Genomic DNA, 14,824 nt, shown 5'->3' with positions numbered 1-14,824 from the left:
GGGGCCTCGCTGTGTGCCGTGAACCGGAAGGCTCGGCGCCCAGAAAGCGCCGGCCGGCGGTTCGGGCTACGGTCCCACCGGCCCGTAGCGGTGTTCGGGACGACCGGTGCTGCCGTAGCGAAGATGGATTTCGACGACGCCATCGTCGGCCAGTGCCGACAGGTAGCGTTGGGCGGTAGCCCGCGAGATGCCGACCTGCCGGGCCACGTCCGCGGCGGATTTCTGTGTTCCGGGCTCCAGCGCTTCCAGTACCGACGTCTCTGTGGCCGAACGGGCACGGCCCGACCCCGGGGCCTCCCCTGGGTGGAGAGCGTGCAGGGCGCGTTCCACCGTGTCCTGGTCCACAGCACTTTGGTTGGCGAGCAGCCGGCGGTAGCGGGCATAGGCGCGCAGCTTCCGGGTCAGCTGGTCGGCGGCGAAGGGTTTGATCAGGTAGCCGAGCGCGCCGCGGCGCAGGGCCTTGCGGACCGAGGCTGCATCGGCGGCGGCCGTCAGCATGATGACGTCAACATCCAGGGTCCGCAGCAGGTCCAGGCCGAGGGCGTCGGGCAGATACACGTCCAGCAGGATGAGGTCCGGTTCCCGGGCGTGCACCACGCGCAGCGCCTGCTCCGCGGTGCCGGCCGGCGGCAGTGCGGTGAAGCCGGGGACGGCCTCGACGTAGCTGGCGTGCAGGCGGCCAACGTGGAAGTCGTCGTCGACAATGAGCACCTGCAGGTCATTCGTCATGCATCTCTCCTGGTTCCTTTGGGGCAACTGTTCCGGGCAGCCTGGCGCAGAAGACCGCGCCGGGGCCGCCGGGCTGGCCGGGTTCGGCCACCCAGACATCGCCGCCGCGGCGGCGGGCCAGTTGCCTGCTCAGCGGCAGGCCGAAGCCCTGGCCGTGCACATCCTGCAGGCTGTCTCCCCCGGTTTCGGCGGTGGAGAATCCCTCGCTGAAGATGCGCTCGAAGGCCGGGTCGCCGCCGTCGTTGTTTGACCCGGTTTCCTGGGCCAGCCGCGCCAGTCCGTCGCCCGAGTCGGCCACCACCAGATGCAGCACGCCGCCGTCCTCGGTGAGTTCGTCCAGCAGTTCGACCTCGGCCCAGCGCTCGGGATTGCTGCCGTGCACCGCCGCCCGCACGGCGTTGTCGATCAGGTTGCCGATCACCGTGGTCACGTCCTGCGGGTCGGTGATGCGGCCGCGGATCAGGGTCTCCGGGCCAATCCGCAGCGTGACGCCGCGTTCGGCCGCCTCCACGCTCTTGGCCCCGATGAACGCCTGCAGGTACGGGTCCCGCAGCAGCTCGGACTGCTCGGCCGGGTAATTCAGCGGACCGGTTTTCATGATCGTGCCCATGTAGTTCTGCGCCGCGGCGTAGTCGCCGATGCCCAGCAGGCCCGAGACGGTGTGCAGTCGGTTGGCGAATTCGTGCCGCTGCGCGCGCAGGGCCGTGGTGAGCGCGCCGACGGCGTCGAGCTGGCGGGTGAGCGACTGCAGCTCGGTCCGGTCGCGCAGCATGATCACCCAGCCGAGCTCCGGTGCGGCGGCCCTCTCGGCGGCGGGCTCTTCTGCGGCGGCCCACGGGCGGTAGCCGCGGCGGCCCGGTTTTCGGCTGGGCTGTACGGCGCGCGCGGTCAGGATCAGCACCCGGGACCCGACCACCTGTTCCACCGTGGGGGACTGCGGTGTTGCCGCGTCCAACAGCGCGGAGAACGACGGCGGGAGGCTGGCTTTGTCCAGCGGCAAGCCGACGATTTCGGTAGCGATGTCCATCCCGAGCAGCCGCTTGGCCTCGCGGTTGAACACCGTGATGCGGCGTTCCGCGGAGACGCCGATGACCCCTTCGTCCACGCCGCGCAGCACCGCCTCCTGATCCTGCGTCAGGGCAGCGATCTCCTCCGGCTCCAGGCCCAGGGTCAGCCGCTTCAGCCGCCGCCCCAGCCAGAGCGAAGCCAGGGTGCCCAGACCCAGCGCACCGGCGGCGGTGAGGGCGATCGGCAGGATGCTGCCGCCGAGGCCTTCGAGAATGTCCTTGCTGGAGAAGCCCACGCTGACCTCTCCGACCACCCGGGAGGAGCTGCCCGGCGCGTAGACCGGCACCTTGGCCCGGGCGGAATGGCCCAGCGTGCCCTGCTCCTGCACCGTGACTTCGCGTCCGCTCAAGGCCTCGCTCGGATCGGTGCTGACCCGCTGGCCCAGCAGGTCAGGATCCGGGTGCGAGAGCCGCAGCCCGGCGTCGTCGGTAATCACCACGAACAGCGCGCCGGTCCGCAGCCGCACGTCCTCGGCCAGCGGCTGCAGCTCCCCGTCGGCCAGCGCCTCGGCGGCTAGTTCCTCGGAGCCGGCATCGGCCAAGGCGGAAACCTCCGAGCGCACATCACCGGACGCCGCCACCGTCCGGGCAACCGCCAGCGCCTGGTCTTCGGCTTCGTCGCCGAGCCGCTCATACGTCAGCCAGCCGTAGACCACGGCCGAGAGCAGCACCACCAGCGCCACCACGCCCAGTTGCATCAGCAGCATGCGGGCCGAAAAGCCCGGCCGCGGGGTACGTGATTGGGAGGATTCCATCATTCCTCCTGGGGATCCGGCGGATGTTACGCCCGCGGATCCGGCAGATCGGCAGGCCTGTGAGCTAAATGAGCAAAACGTGCGCAATAAGCAGTATGCACCTCAAGTGGGCTAAACCGCCATCCGTGATCCGGCCCACCTTACAGTTTGTAAGGCCGGTCACACGCACCCGGCCTGCTGTTTTAAGGAGTTGTTGTGCTGGTATTTCTCGGATTCGCGATGATCGCGGTCTTTATGGCACTGATCATGACCAAGAAGCTGACACCGGTGTTGGCGCTCATTCTGGTCCCCACTATCTTTGGCCTCTTCGCTGGCGCCGGCCTCGGCATCGGCGAGATGGTCCTGGAATCGATGAAGTCCCTGACTTCCACGGCCGCCCTGCTGATGTTCGCCATCATCTTTTTCGGCCTGATGATCGACGTCGGGCTGTTCGACCCGCTGGTGCGCTTTATCCTGCGCACGCTGGGCAACGACCCGGCCAAGGTGGTCATGGGGACGGCCGTGCTGGCCGCCGTCGTGTCGCTGGACGGCGACGGTTCCACCACCTTCATCCTCACCACCGCGGCGATGCTGCCGATCTACCTGCGCCTGGGCCTGAGCCCGGTAGTGCTGACCTGTGTGGCGGGTCTGGCCAACGGGACCATGAACATCGTCCCTTGGGGCGGTCCCACGGCACGCGCCGCCGCTGCCCTGGACGTCTCGCCCACCGACGTTTTTGTCCCCATGATCCCGTCCCTGATCGCCGGCATGATCATCGTGATGGTCTTCGCCTGGACCCTGGGCCTGCACGAGCGCAAGCGCCTCGCCAACGCCAAGCCGGAGTTCTGGAACGACGGCGGCAACGCCAAGGGCAGTGCAAACGGCAGTGCCAACAACGACGGCGGCGCTGCGGCCGGTTCTGTTGACGGCGGTTCCGCTTCGGCGGGCACGGGTGCCGGCAACGGCCGCGGCGGCTTCGGCGGCAACGGAGGCACCGCCGTCGTTGGTTCTTCGAACGGCCAGGGCGGCGGCGGTTCCGTAGCGGTGCTGGACGCGCGGGAGCCGGTCATCGACGCGGACTCGGCACTGGTGGATTCCGCACTGGATCCCAACCGCGCCACGCTGCGCCCCAAGCTGTTCTGGTTCAACCTGGCGCTGACCGCCACCGTCATGGTGGTGCTCGTGCTGGACATCGTGCCGCTGGCCTTCGTCTTCATGGTCGGCGCCGCTATTGCCCTGCTGGTGAACTTCCCCAAGGTCAAGGACCAGGCGACGCAGCTGGTGGCCCATGCCCAGAGCGTGCTGGCCGTGGTGTCCATGGTTATGGCCGCAGGCGTACTGACCGGCGTGCTGAACGGCACCGGCATGGTGGACGCCATGTCCGCCTGGCTGGTCGACATCATCCCGGACTCGATGGGCCCGTTCATGGCCGTGATCACCGGACTGCTGAGCATCCCGATGACGTTCTTCATGAGCAATGACGCGTTCTACTTCGGTGTGCTGCCGGTGCTGAGCGAGACCGCCGGCCACTTCGGCATCACCCCGGCGGAAATGGCCCGCGCATCGATCACCGGGCAGCCGGTGCACATGCAGAGCCCGCTGGTTCCGGCGATCCTGCTGCTGGTTTCACTGGCCAGTGTCGAGCTGGGCGACCACCACAAGAAGGTCCTCTGGCGTGCCGCAGTGGTCTCGCTGGTGATGCTCGCCGTGGGCATCCTGCTCGGCGCCATCCCGTGGGGCTAAGCCTCAGCAACTGATGAGCGGCACCCGGCCAAGGGTAAGAACCTGGCCGGGTGCCGCTGTCGTTAAGGAGGTGTCTTATCCGGCGCGGCGGGCCAGCAGCACGCTGTCTGTCAGCGTGCCGGTCTGTCCCTCCGGCCCGGTGATATCGCGGACCACCGAGTCGACCGTTTCCAGCGACCAGTCGGGGGCGTTGAGCCCGAGTTCCACCGCAAGCTCCGCGGCGGTGGGCAACGGTTCGTGCGGTTCGGGATGTTTGGACCAGGACGGGAAGGACTCGTGCCCGACCACCAGCAAAGCGCCGCCGGGGGCAACCGCCCGCGCTGCCGCCGCGAGGATGCTGTTGCGGGGCAGCTCGATCGGTGAATGCAGGAACTGGGCCGAAACCAGATCGTACTGGGTTGTCGGCTCCCAACTGGACAGATCCCGCTTCAGCCACTGGATCTTCTCCGCCACGCCGGCGTCCTCGGCATGCTTCGCCGCCCGCTCCAAGGCGAGCTCCGAGACGTCGATGCCGGTAACCTGCCAGCCCTGCGTGGCTAACCAAATGGCATCCGCACCTTCTCCGCAGCCCAATTCCAAGGCATTGCCGGGCTGCAGGTCTGAGGCCTCGCGGACCAGCATCGCGTTCGGGTTGCCGCTCCAGATCTGGTCCCGTTCGGCGTAGAAGGATTCCCAAAAATCGTCCGGCACTTCCGTTTCGCCATGGTTATGGCCAACATGTTCGCTCATGTCTTCAGACTTTACGCCGGGCCACTGTCAGGGAGAATGCATCCTGCGATCAGCGAACGGAGACGCTGGCTACACACGGGTCGTTTCGCTCGGAGTCCTGCGGCCGTGCACTGCGAAGTAGAGCCCGATGCAGGCGATCATGAGGACACCCGTGGCAACGTACATGCCCTGGTATCCGGCGAGCGGAATCAGCAGGCCCAGCAGGACCGGGCCGAAGCCGGTGCCGACGTCGAACATCAGGTAATAGGTGGCGATGGCGGTGCCCAGCCGCCGTGCCTGCACGGCGTTGACCACGATCGCCTGGCTGCACGGAACCAGGGTACCGAAGCCGAAACCGGTCAGGATGCCGGCCACGGTAACCGTCGCCGGCGAGGACCCGGCCGCCAGCACTGCCAGCCCGACGGCGAAGATCAGCAGCGACGGATACATGACAACGTTGTCGCCCCTGCGGTCATGGAGCCGCCCCACGGACAGCCGCGAGACCAGCACCGCCGCGGCGAAGACCAGGAAATAAAGGCCAGCGGCTGAGGGGTCGCCGCTCGCTGCCGCGTACGAGGTCAGGAAGGACAGCACGCCTGAGTAAGCCAAGCCCGCCACCAGCACGATGCTGGCCACCGGCAGGGCCCGAGGTTCGATGACGGCGGCCAGCACGCGGGCTGCGCGCCCCTCCGGTTCCGCTTCGCCATCAATGGGACCCTCGTCGTCGTCGTTCTCGGGCAGGCGCAAGGCAAGGGCGACGGCGAAGGCGGCGGCCGAGCAGCCGGCGCTGAACCAGAACACGGCCTGGAAATCCGCGCCGTTGGCCAGCAGCACGGCGAGGAACGGGCCCAGGGCGGTAGCGATGGTTGTCGAGGACGCGAAGTAGCCGGTGCCCTCGCTGCGCCGTGCCTGCGGGATCAGTGCCTGCGCCCCGGTGGTCACGGCGGTGTGCGCCAGCCCGAAGGCGGCACCGTGGACCAGACGCAGCACAAGCAGCAACTCGAGCGATCCGGCAGGGATGTAGAGCACGGACACGGCGACGAACACCAACAGGGCCAGCAGCAGGATCCGGCGCCGCCCCACCTTGTCCAGCAGGATGCCGGCGAAGAACCGTGACACCAGGGCGCCGACAATGAACGCGCTCGAGGCAAAGCCGGCGGCGCTGTCCGCCGCCTGGAACCGTTCCAGCGCGTACAGCGCCATCGAGGTCATCAGCAGGTAGAAAACCATGTAGATGAACAGGTTAGTGCCGATAGCCAGCACGAAATTCCTGGTCCACAGTTTCTCGCGCAAAGGCCCTCCCGCAGATTCCAGCCGGCACACCCGGCCGGTTTCCGGCCGCATCTCTCGATTATCGCGCGTTCCAAGGCGAAGGTCCGGTAGCCGTACCCGGATGGGCACCGCTGCCGGACCTTCGCTCCGCAGAGGGGCAGGCGTCAGACGTCGGAAGAAACGTACTCGGCCTGTGTCCGCGCCTCTTCTGCCTCGCGCCGTGCGGCGATGGCGTAGATGTTGTCGCGGCAGCGGTACCAGCCGAACATGAGCGCCGGGATGATGATGGCCAGCGAGGCCACGGTCCAGGTGCCCACCGGGGTATCGAAGGCCATCAGTACCAGTACCGCGGCGAGGAAGGCCAGCGTCAGGTAGCCGGTGAACGGGGCGCCGGGCAGCCGGAAGGCCGGCCGGGTCAGCAGACCCTTCTTCGCCCAGTGGCCCAGTTTCAGCTGGCACAGAATGATCATGCCCCAGGCGCTGATGATGCCGATGGCAGCGGCGTTGAGGACGATCTCGAAGGCCTTCGCCGGCACGATCGCGTTCAGCGCGACACCCAGGAGAGCGACGACAGCGGTGAGGGCGATGCCGCCGTACGGCACGCCGGACTTGTTCATCCGCCCGGCGAACTTGGGGGCGGAACCGGAGACGGACATGGAGCGCATGATGCGGCCGGTGGAGTAGAGGCCGGCGTTCAGCGAGGAGAGCGCGGCGGTGAGCACCACGAGGTTCATGATGGCGTCGACACCGGCCACGCCGATGGTGCCGAAGAACGTCACGAACGGGCTTTCACCGGCCTTGTAGGCGGTGTACGGCAGCAGCAGGGACAGCAGCACCAGCGAGCCGACGTAGAAGACAGCGATGCGCAGGATCACGGTGTTGATGGCCCGCGGGATGACCTTTTCGGGGTTCTTGGTCTCGCCGGCGGCGGTGCCGATGAGCTCGATCGAGGCGTAGGCAAAGACCACGCCCTGGATGACCACGATGGCCGGCATCACGCCGTTGGGGAAGATGCCGCCGTTGCCGGAGATCAGGCTGAAGCCGACCTCATGGCCTTCCAGCGGAGTGCCGAAGATGACGAAGTAGATGCCCACCAAGAGGAAGGCGACCAGGGAGACGACCTTGATCAGCGCGAACCAGAATTCCAGCTCGCCGAAGACCTTGACGGAAACCAGGTTCAGGCCCAGCACCAGCACCAGGGCGCCGAGGGCGAAGACCCACTGCGGCACGTCGCCGATGGGTGCCCAGTATTTGGCGAAGAAGTTCATGTACAGGGCCACGGCCGTCACATCGACAATGGCCGTCATGACCCAGTTGAGCCAGTACAGCCAGCCGGTTGCGAAGGCCGCCTTTTCGCCGAAAAATTCGCGGGCGTAGGAGACAAAGGAGCCCGACGACGGCCGGTGCATGATCAGTTCGCCCAGGGCCCGCAGGATCAGGAAGGCGAAGAAGCCGCAGATGGCGTAGATCAGTACCAGGGCGGGGCCGGCGTCTGCCAGCCGGCCGCCGGCACCCATGAACAGACCGGTGCCGATGGCGCCGCCAATGGCGATCATCTGGATCTGCCGGGGTTTGAGGCCCTTGTGGTAGCCCTGGTCTTCGGCATGCAGTGCGGTGTCGGAGGGGTGGTCGGTGTGAACGGGTTTGGCGTTCTGGAGTCCCTGGGGTGGGGGAGTCATGGTTGTCCTTCTGGGTGGGGGACCTGGATTGCTGTTGCGGATTGCGGGGGAGGGGACTTAGTTGCTGAGGTTGGCGAGCCGCTCGGGCGAGAGCAGCTCATCCAGTTCGGCACCGGTAAGCAACTGGTGCTCAAGGACCAGTTCGGCCACGCCGCGGCCGGTGGCCTGCGCTTCCTGGGCGATGGCGGTAGCGGCGGCGTAGCCGAGCCGCGGGTTCAGCGCCGTGACCAGGCCGATGGACTGCTGCACGGTGAGCCGGAGGCGTTCGGTATTGGCCGTGATGCCGCGGATGCAGCGCTCGGTCAGGGTCCGGCAGGCGGCCTCGAGGTGGGAAATGCTCTTGTCCAGGCTATGCACGATGATGGGCTCGAACGCGTTGAGCTGCAACTGGCCGGATTCGGCGGCCATCGTGATGGTGACGTCGTTGCCGACCACCTCGTACGCCACCTGGCTGACCACCTCGGGAATCACCGGGTTGATCTTGCCGGGCATGATGGACGAGCCGGACTGCACCGCCGGCAGGTTGATTTCACCGAACCCGGCGCGCGGGCCTGAGGAGAGCAGCCGCAGATCGTTGCAGATCTTCGACAGCTTCACGGCCACCCGCTTGAGCACGCCGGAGAGATGGACAAAGGCGCCCACGTCCTGGGTCGCCTCGATCAGGTCCACCGAGGTGACCAGGGGCAGACCGGTCACCTCTGCCAGATGGCGGCAGGCTGCTTCGCTGTAGCCGGCCGGGGCGTTCAGGCCGGTGCCGATCGCGGTGGCGCCGAGGTTGATCTCGTGGATCAGCAGCGTAGCTTCGGCGAGCCGTTCCCGGTCTTCGCCCACGGTCACGGCGTAGGTGCCGAATTCCTGGCCCAGGGTCATGGGCACGGCATCCTGCAGTTGGGTGCGGCCCATCTTGACCACGGTGCGGAATTCCGCGGCCTTGTCGGCGAAGGCTTCTTCCATGGTGGCCAGGGCATCCAGCAGGCTGCGCACGCTGTTGATGGTAGCCACGCGGACCGCAGTGGGATAGACATCGTTGGTGGACTGGCTCAGGTTTACATGGTCGTTGGGGTGCAGTTTGGAGTAGTCTCCCTTGGCCTGGCCGAGGATCTCCAGCGCCCGGTTGGCGATGACCTCGTTGGCATTCATGTTCGAGGACGTGCCGGCACCGCCCTGTACAACGTCGACGACGAACTGCTCGTGCAGCTTGCCGTCGATGATTTCCTGGCAGGCCTGGGCAATGGCGTTGGCGCGGACGGAGTCGAGCAGACCCAGTTCTTCGTTGGTGCGCGCTGCCGCGAGTTTCACGGCCGCCAGGCCCTTGACCAGGTGGGCATTGCTTGAGAGCGGCTGGCCGGTGATGGGGAAGTTCTCCAGCGCCCGCAGGCTGTGGACGCCCCAGTAGGCGTCCGCGGGAATGTCCCGGTAGCCCAGCAGATCGTGGTCGGTACGGAATGACGAAGCTGTCATTGGTGTTCTTATTCCTTAGTTCGAGGTGCTGAAATCGATGGCGCGGAGCTCTCCCACCGGACGCCCGCCGCCCAGGATGGGTGCAGGGGCAAGAGTTTGCAGCAGGCCGGGGTCGAGGCCGAGGGCTGCCAGTGCGTGGAGGGTGACCGGCAGCCGGGCGCGGTCTGAACCGTCCGAGATCTTGACTGCAACGGCGCGGCCATCGCGGAGCCCCACCAGCTGCAGGCCCTCAAAACCGTCCTTAGCCAGCAGGCCGGGAACCAGCCGCATCAGCGCGGTGACATCCCGGCCGGCACCGGCGACCTGTTCGGGATGCGCCATCATTGCGTTGGCCACGGCGGCCTCTGCCGTGCCCGGCGCGGCGGAGGCAATCCGGCCAAACGCGCGGGCCATTGCAAGCAGGCTCAGGGCAAAGAGCGGCGTGCCGCAACCGTCCGTGCTGGCCAGCGGGGATTCCTCGCCGGTCAGCTCAAGAACGACGGCGGCAATCGCCGCCTGCAGCGGATGTTCCGGATTGAGATACCCGGCTACCGGCCAGCCGTTGATCACGCAGGTAGCCGTCATGGCGGCGTGCTTGCCCGAGCAGTTCTGGGCCAGCTGCGACGCTTCGCCGCCGGCGCGGAGCCAGCTCTGCCGTTCCGCATCGCCATACGGCAGGTCAACCGTGTTCTCGAGCACCGCTTCGGTGAGACCGTGTAATTGGAGAATGCGCATCGCTCCGTCCTGGTGTCCGCTGGAGCCGGAGTGGCTCGCCGCGGCCAGGGCCAGCAGGTCCGGCGGCAGGTCCAGGCCGGCGCGGACCATGGCCACGGCCTGCAGCGGCTTGAGCGAGGAACGGGGGTAGAACAGCGCCAGGGGGTGGCCGGCGGAAAGCCGGGTGCCGCCGTCGTAATCCAAGGCGATGACGGAACCGTAGTGGACGCTTTCCACCAGGCCGTCGCGGGTCTGCTCGGCGAGCGGGACATGGTTCGGCCGGGGCACGGCGCAGGGCTGGCCGGGTTCAGCCTGGGATATCAAGGGCAGCATGGCGGCTTTCTGTTGGGAATGCGGTCAAAAAGGAGCGAGGCGGAAGGCGCCTGGATGAATCAGCTGGCGTTCAGCAGGCGGTCCAGGGCCACGCCCACCGCGGCCAGATGGTCGCGCATGGCGGCGCTGGCTTCAGCGGCGGAACCGGCCTCAATGGCGTCGACGATGCGGCGGTGTTCCACATCGGATTTCTGCTGGCGGCCTGCCACCATGTTCAGCGTCTCGGACTGATGCGCCAGCGCGTCGCGGATGTCCGCCACCACCGACTCGAACACGCGGTTGCCGCTGGCCCGGGCGATAGCGGAATGGAAGCTGGCGTCGAGGCTGACCCAGGCTTCCGGATCGTCCTCGGTGCACATTGCCTGGACGACGTCCCGCAGGAACGCGAGCTCCTCGTCGCTCCGGCGTTCGGCGGCCAGCCCGGCGGCCGGAACTTCGATGTGCGGGCGGGCCTCGGTCAGTTCCCGGGCGGAGTACTGGCCGAGGGTGAGGTCCGAGGCCACGCGGTCCGAAATGACGAAGGTGCCCTTGCCGGTCCGCGTCACCGTCAGCCCCAGGGACGCGCAGGACCGCAGCGCCTCGCGGATCACGGAGCGGCTCACGGCGTACTGCTGGGCGAGCGCGGCCTCCGAGCTGAGCTTAGTGCCGACCGGGAGCTTGCCTTCTTCGATGGCGGCGCGGAGGGAGCGCAGTACGGCCTCGGCGGCACCGACGCGGACAATGGGCTGTCCTGCTGTCCAGCTGTCTGACAGGTTCACGCAGAGAAATATGTCACGGGTCACACGCATGTGTCAATTTGACCCAAGGGTCAGCTGCCTGACCAGCGGATTCGTCCGGTCAGCCGGTGAGCCAGCGGAGTCAGCCGTTCGGCCGGAGCACCGCTTTGACCAGCGGGCGGCCATCGTCGGCCGGGGCGCCTTCGGCCGTCAGCCGCAGCGCCTCCACGGCCTGCCCTATTGGGTAGACGGTAATCAGGCGCTCGCCGAGGTCCGGCATGGTGGTCAGGAACGCCAGCGCGTCGTCAAAGTCCGAGCGGGTGGAAGCATAACTGGTCAGCACGGTCAGCTCCTTGCCGACCACCGTGTTCACCGTTTGCCGCGCACCCGTGGCGTACATGGCTACCAGTACAAGCTTGCCGCCCGGTCGGAGCACCTCCACGGCGGAAGCCAGCTGCTTGCCCGAACCGGACGCCTCGATCCAGACATCAACGCTCTCCGGCTCGGGCGCGGTGGTGTTGCGCAGGCCGAGGCTCGCGGCAAGTTCCTGGCGTTGCTGATGGTGGGGGCCGGGCCGTCCCACCATTACGACGTCGGCGCCCAGGTTCCGGGCAATCAGGGCAGCAAGCAGCCCAACGGCCCGCGTGGTCGAAACCGCCACGCGGTCGCCGGGACGGATCTGTCCCACGGTGGCGGCGGCGCGCCAGGCGACGGACGTGGGCTCGGCGAGCACCGCCGTCGTATCCGGGAGACCCTCCGGCACCGCCAGCAGGTTCTGCCACGGAACCAGGGCGGTCCGCGCTGCCGTTCCGTCACGGTTGAGTCCTAGGGTGCTGGGCCGAATGCACTGCTGCGGCCGGTCGGCCAGGCATTCTTCGCAGCCGCCGCAGCTGAGCGTGGATACGGGAACAACGCGCGTCCCCGGGGCCGGCCATTCCGGCACCAGCAGGCCGACGGCAGATACCACTCCCACGGCTTCGTGCCCGAGCACCGTGCCCGGACGGACCCAGTCGAAGGCCGGATCGGCATGATAAACAACGACGTCGGCGCCGGAGAGTCCGCACAGCGTCACCTTGAGCTCCACCTCGTCGGGCCGCGGAGCGCGGGGCCTGTGGGGGACAAGGGCAACGCCGCCTGCTTCAAGGCTGACCCGGGCGAGGGCGAGCCCCGGGGATTTTGGGCCGGGGAGGCCGGCAGCAGCTGGTGACGATGCCACTGTATGCCCCTCCCCGTTGCTGCCCCTTTACGGGCTCCTGTTCCGATCCTAACGGCAACAGGTCCTCGCTAACACTGAGGCGAACCGGACCGCGGAAGGCGGGACTTACTCGGGCCAGGCAGAGTTCTGGATGATCTCCACGAAGTCCGTGCGGCGGAAACCAGGGCTGAAGTGCTCGAGCACATCGGCGTTGACGTTGCCGAAAGTGGTCTCCGGGCGGTGCCTGTTGCCCTCCGTGAAGGCTGCCAGGATCTGACGCTTGAAGTCCGGCCGCGGGTGCGCGGCGGTGACGGCGTCGATGTCGGTCCGCTCAAGGTCCTGGTATCCGATACCCAGGACATCGGTCTCCACGCCGGCGGTCACCAGCGCGATTTCCGGATCCATGAATTCGGGCACGCCAGGGGTGGTGTGGAGTGCGACGGCGGTCCACACCTTGGTCGCGTCAGCCTCCGAGCGTCCGTGGTCCAGCAGGAATGTCTTGGCGGCGTTGGCGCCGTCGACCTCGAAGCGCAGCTTGTCCGTGCCGTACTTATCCGTCAGGCCCAGGTCGTGGAAGAGGGCGCCTACATAGAGCAGTTCGTGGTCGACATCGAGGCCGAGGCGCCGGCCCTGGAGCGCGCCGAAGAGGAACACCCGCCGGGAATGGTCGAACAATAAGTCGTCGGTGGTACCGCGGACCAGTTCGGTTGCGTTCCGCACGAGTTCGGTGTCCGGAACCGTAATGCCGGCAATGACTTCCGCCATGAATGTCTCCTTAAATACTGGGGCACGGGAATGTACCCACTTTCCATACTGTCCGGCGGGGCTGGGACAGGCCCCGTCGCGAAGGACGACATTCCCTCAGATTCGGCCATGGCGTTCGGTGACTTTCAGCCGTTTTTCGCCGTCGACCGAAAAAGCTGTGGTATTTCGACGGCGGCACGCCGATCCTCGCGATGAAGGTCCGCCGCAGCGCTTCGGAATTGCCGAATCCGGAGCGTTCGGCCGCTTCCGTGACGCTGTAGCCCGCGTCCAGCAGGGCCTTGGCGGTGTCGAAGCGGACGAGCTCCACATATTTCGAGGGGGTGGTCTGCAGCTCCTCGCGGAAGAGCCGTGTCAGGTGCCGCACGCTCAGGTTGGCGTTGCGGGCAAGTGCCGGAACGGAGTGCTCCGCCGCTGGATCAGCCTGAACGGCGTCGAGCACCGGGCGCAGCGGCGAGGACTTGGGCGGATCCCCCTGTAGCGGGGCAGAGAATTGCGACTGGCCGCCCGAACGCTGCATGTACACCACCAGGGAACGGGCTACCGCCCGGGCCAGATCCGGGCCGTGGTCGTCTTCGATTAGCGCCAGGGCAAGGTCGATTCCCGCGGTGACGCCGGCCGAGGTGTGGATGTGGCCATCACTGATAAAGATGGCGTCAGGCTCCACGTGCGTTGTCGGGTGACGCAGCGCCAGCTCCTGGGTGTGTTTCCAGTGTGTAGTGGCACGGCGGCCCTCGAGCAACCCCGCCGCGGCAAGAACGAAGGCACCCGTGCAGATGGAGGACATACGTTGGGTGTTCCGGGCCAGGTGTTCGGCGGCGGCGACCAGCCCGGCGGAAACCTGTTTCCTGGGCAGGGCATCTCCGCCGGCCACCAGGACGGTGTGAAAGCCCGCCGCCTCGACCGCCGTGCCATCAACCGACACAGCCGCATGCCCACAGAAGAAACAACGTCGTTCCCATCCGGTGACAGGAGGACAAGTTCATAGGAAGCACCGAGCAGGTTTGCCTCGGCGAATGCCTCCGCCGGGCCGGCGACGTCGAGCAGTTTCACGCCGTCGAAAACCAGGATTCCCACCCGCACAGAAGTGCTGCGGCGTGCGGTTGCCAATGGACGCCTCGATTCTGGTCAGCCCCTATAACCGGTTTGTCGGGCTGCCTTTGGTTATTCCATCACGAATGGACATCTCCCCGCTGGTTCTTACGGAGAGTGCGATGTGCTGCCAACCAGAAGGAGGCGCCAAGGACCGGGACGAGGAGGACCACACAGGCCCAGGCGGTTTTGGCTGCCGCAGAGAAGGTGCTGCGGAGGACGCTGACCAGCGCTCCTGCGTTGAGGCAGAGGGCAAAAGGGCCGGCACAATCAAGCCACATCAACTGGACATACTCCACGCGCATCCCCCGTTCCCTCGGTCCATCCGGGGTGCAGTGCCAGCCAGTTTCCGGTCGGCCACGATTTTTCCAACCCCCGTTTGAGAGTCTAGATTTCCCGCACGGCGGGCGGCATCAGTCCGAAGGATGAGATCGATAGCCCGCCCGTCAGCCCCAGGGATTGCACCATTCAAGACGTATAGGCCTACCTAATCCATTAACCACGGACAAAGGTGTTTTCCCGCGGGATTACGGGGTCCAAACCCCTTGCTATTCCAACAGAAGGGCTCCTAACCTGAAGGAGTTGGGGTCAGGCAAAGACAACGAGTGGGCCGGCTGGGAACCGGCGATCATCACTGAAG

General features: G+C 66.9%; 13 protein-coding genes. 1 reads left to right on the top strand and 12 read right to left on the bottom strand.

The window, feature by feature from the left end; all coding sequences use genetic code 11:
- Positions 1 to 66 precede the first annotated feature (66 nt).
- Together HGO92_RS19105 and HGO92_RS19100 are read right to left on the bottom strand one after the other, a co-directional pair.
- Positions 67 to 729 (bottom strand): response regulator, encoded by a 663-nt coding sequence (locus tag HGO92_RS19105; RefSeq protein WP_169997670.1) that lies wholly within the window; start codon positions 727 to 729, stop codon positions 67 to 69.
- Positions 719 to 2,551, bottom strand: coding sequence for a sensor histidine kinase (locus HGO92_RS19100; RefSeq protein ID WP_169997740.1), 1,833 nt, complete (start codon positions 2,549 to 2,551; stop codon positions 719 to 721). The genes HGO92_RS19105 and HGO92_RS19100 overlap by 11 nt, the downstream gene beginning before the upstream one ends.
- A gap of 195 nt (positions 2,552 to 2,746) precedes the next feature.
- On the opposite strand from HGO92_RS19100, the gene HGO92_RS19095 reads away from it, so the two are divergent.
- A complete protein-coding gene (locus HGO92_RS19095) occupies positions 2,747 to 4,273 on the top strand; it encodes an SLC13 family permease (protein ID WP_169997668.1) in 1,527 nt (508 codons plus the stop codon).
- A gap of 75 nt (positions 4,274 to 4,348) precedes the next feature.
- On the opposite strand, the gene HGO92_RS19090 is transcribed toward HGO92_RS19095, so the two are convergent.
- The 10 genes from HGO92_RS19090 to HGO92_RS24760 all read right to left on the bottom strand — a co-directional run bounded on the left by HGO92_RS19090 (position 4,349) and on the right by HGO92_RS24760 (position 14,465).
- The gene (locus HGO92_RS19090) at positions 4,349 to 5,002 is read right to left on the bottom strand and encodes an SAM-dependent methyltransferase (RefSeq protein ID WP_169997666.1); all 654 of its coding nucleotides are present in this window, start codon (positions 5,000 to 5,002) and stop codon (positions 4,349 to 4,351) included.
- Positions 5,003 to 5,071: 69 nt separating this feature from the next.
- Entirely contained in the window at positions 5,072 to 6,274 is a 1,203-nt protein-coding gene (locus HGO92_RS19085) for an MFS transporter (RefSeq protein ID WP_240974773.1), read from the bottom strand.
- A 143-nt stretch (positions 6,275 to 6,417) separates the two neighbouring features.
- Positions 6,418 to 7,932 carry an amino acid permease gene (locus tag HGO92_RS19080; protein WP_169997662.1) on the bottom strand — a complete coding sequence of 505 codons (1,515 nt, stop codon included), beginning with the start codon at positions 7,930 to 7,932 and terminating at the stop codon, positions 6,418 to 6,420.
- A gap of 57 nt (positions 7,933 to 7,989) precedes the next feature.
- Positions 7,990 to 9,393 carry an aspartate ammonia-lyase gene (locus HGO92_RS19075; protein WP_169997660.1) on the bottom strand — a complete coding sequence of 468 codons (1,404 nt, stop codon included), beginning with the start codon at positions 9,391 to 9,393 and terminating at the stop codon, positions 7,990 to 7,992.
- A gap of 15 nt (positions 9,394 to 9,408) precedes the next feature.
- Entirely contained in the window at positions 9,409 to 10,419 is a 1,011-nt protein-coding gene (locus HGO92_RS19070; RefSeq protein ID WP_169997658.1) for an asparaginase, read from the bottom strand.
- Between the two features lie 59 nt (positions 10,420 to 10,478).
- The gene (locus tag HGO92_RS19065) at positions 10,479 to 11,177 is read right to left on the bottom strand and encodes an FCD domain-containing protein (RefSeq protein ID WP_169997656.1); all 699 of its coding nucleotides are present in this window, start codon (positions 11,175 to 11,177) and stop codon (positions 10,479 to 10,481) included.
- A 100-nt stretch (positions 11,178 to 11,277) separates the two neighbouring features.
- Positions 11,278 to 12,351 carry an alcohol dehydrogenase catalytic domain-containing protein gene (locus HGO92_RS24555; RefSeq protein ID WP_169997654.1) on the bottom strand — a complete coding sequence of 358 codons (1,074 nt, stop codon included), beginning with the start codon at positions 12,349 to 12,351 and terminating at the stop codon, positions 11,278 to 11,280.
- A 105-nt stretch (positions 12,352 to 12,456) separates the two neighbouring features.
- Complete coding sequence (locus HGO92_RS19055) at positions 12,457 to 13,095, bottom strand: HD domain-containing protein (RefSeq protein WP_169997652.1); 639 nt, start codon at positions 13,093 to 13,095, stop codon at positions 12,457 to 12,459.
- Positions 13,096 to 13,105: 10 nt separating this feature from the next.
- Entirely contained in the window at positions 13,106 to 14,017 is a 912-nt protein-coding gene (locus HGO92_RS19050) for a GlxA family transcriptional regulator (RefSeq protein ID WP_346769026.1), read from the bottom strand.
- Between the two features lie 247 nt (positions 14,018 to 14,264).
- Positions 14,265 to 14,465 carry a PLD nuclease N-terminal domain-containing protein gene (locus HGO92_RS24760; RefSeq protein WP_440915789.1) on the bottom strand — a complete coding sequence of 67 codons (201 nt, stop codon included), beginning with the start codon at positions 14,463 to 14,465 and terminating at the stop codon, positions 14,265 to 14,267.
- Positions 14,466 to 14,824: the final 359 nt, after the last annotated feature.

The organism is Crystallibacter degradans (assembly GCF_012952295.1).
In the GTDB taxonomy this organism is placed as follows: Bacteria; Actinomycetota; Actinomycetes; order Actinomycetales; family Micrococcaceae; genus Crystallibacter; species Crystallibacter degradans.
The sequence above is the reverse complement of the archived record's forward strand: the minus strand, read 5'-3'. Positions and strand labels throughout refer to the sequence as shown.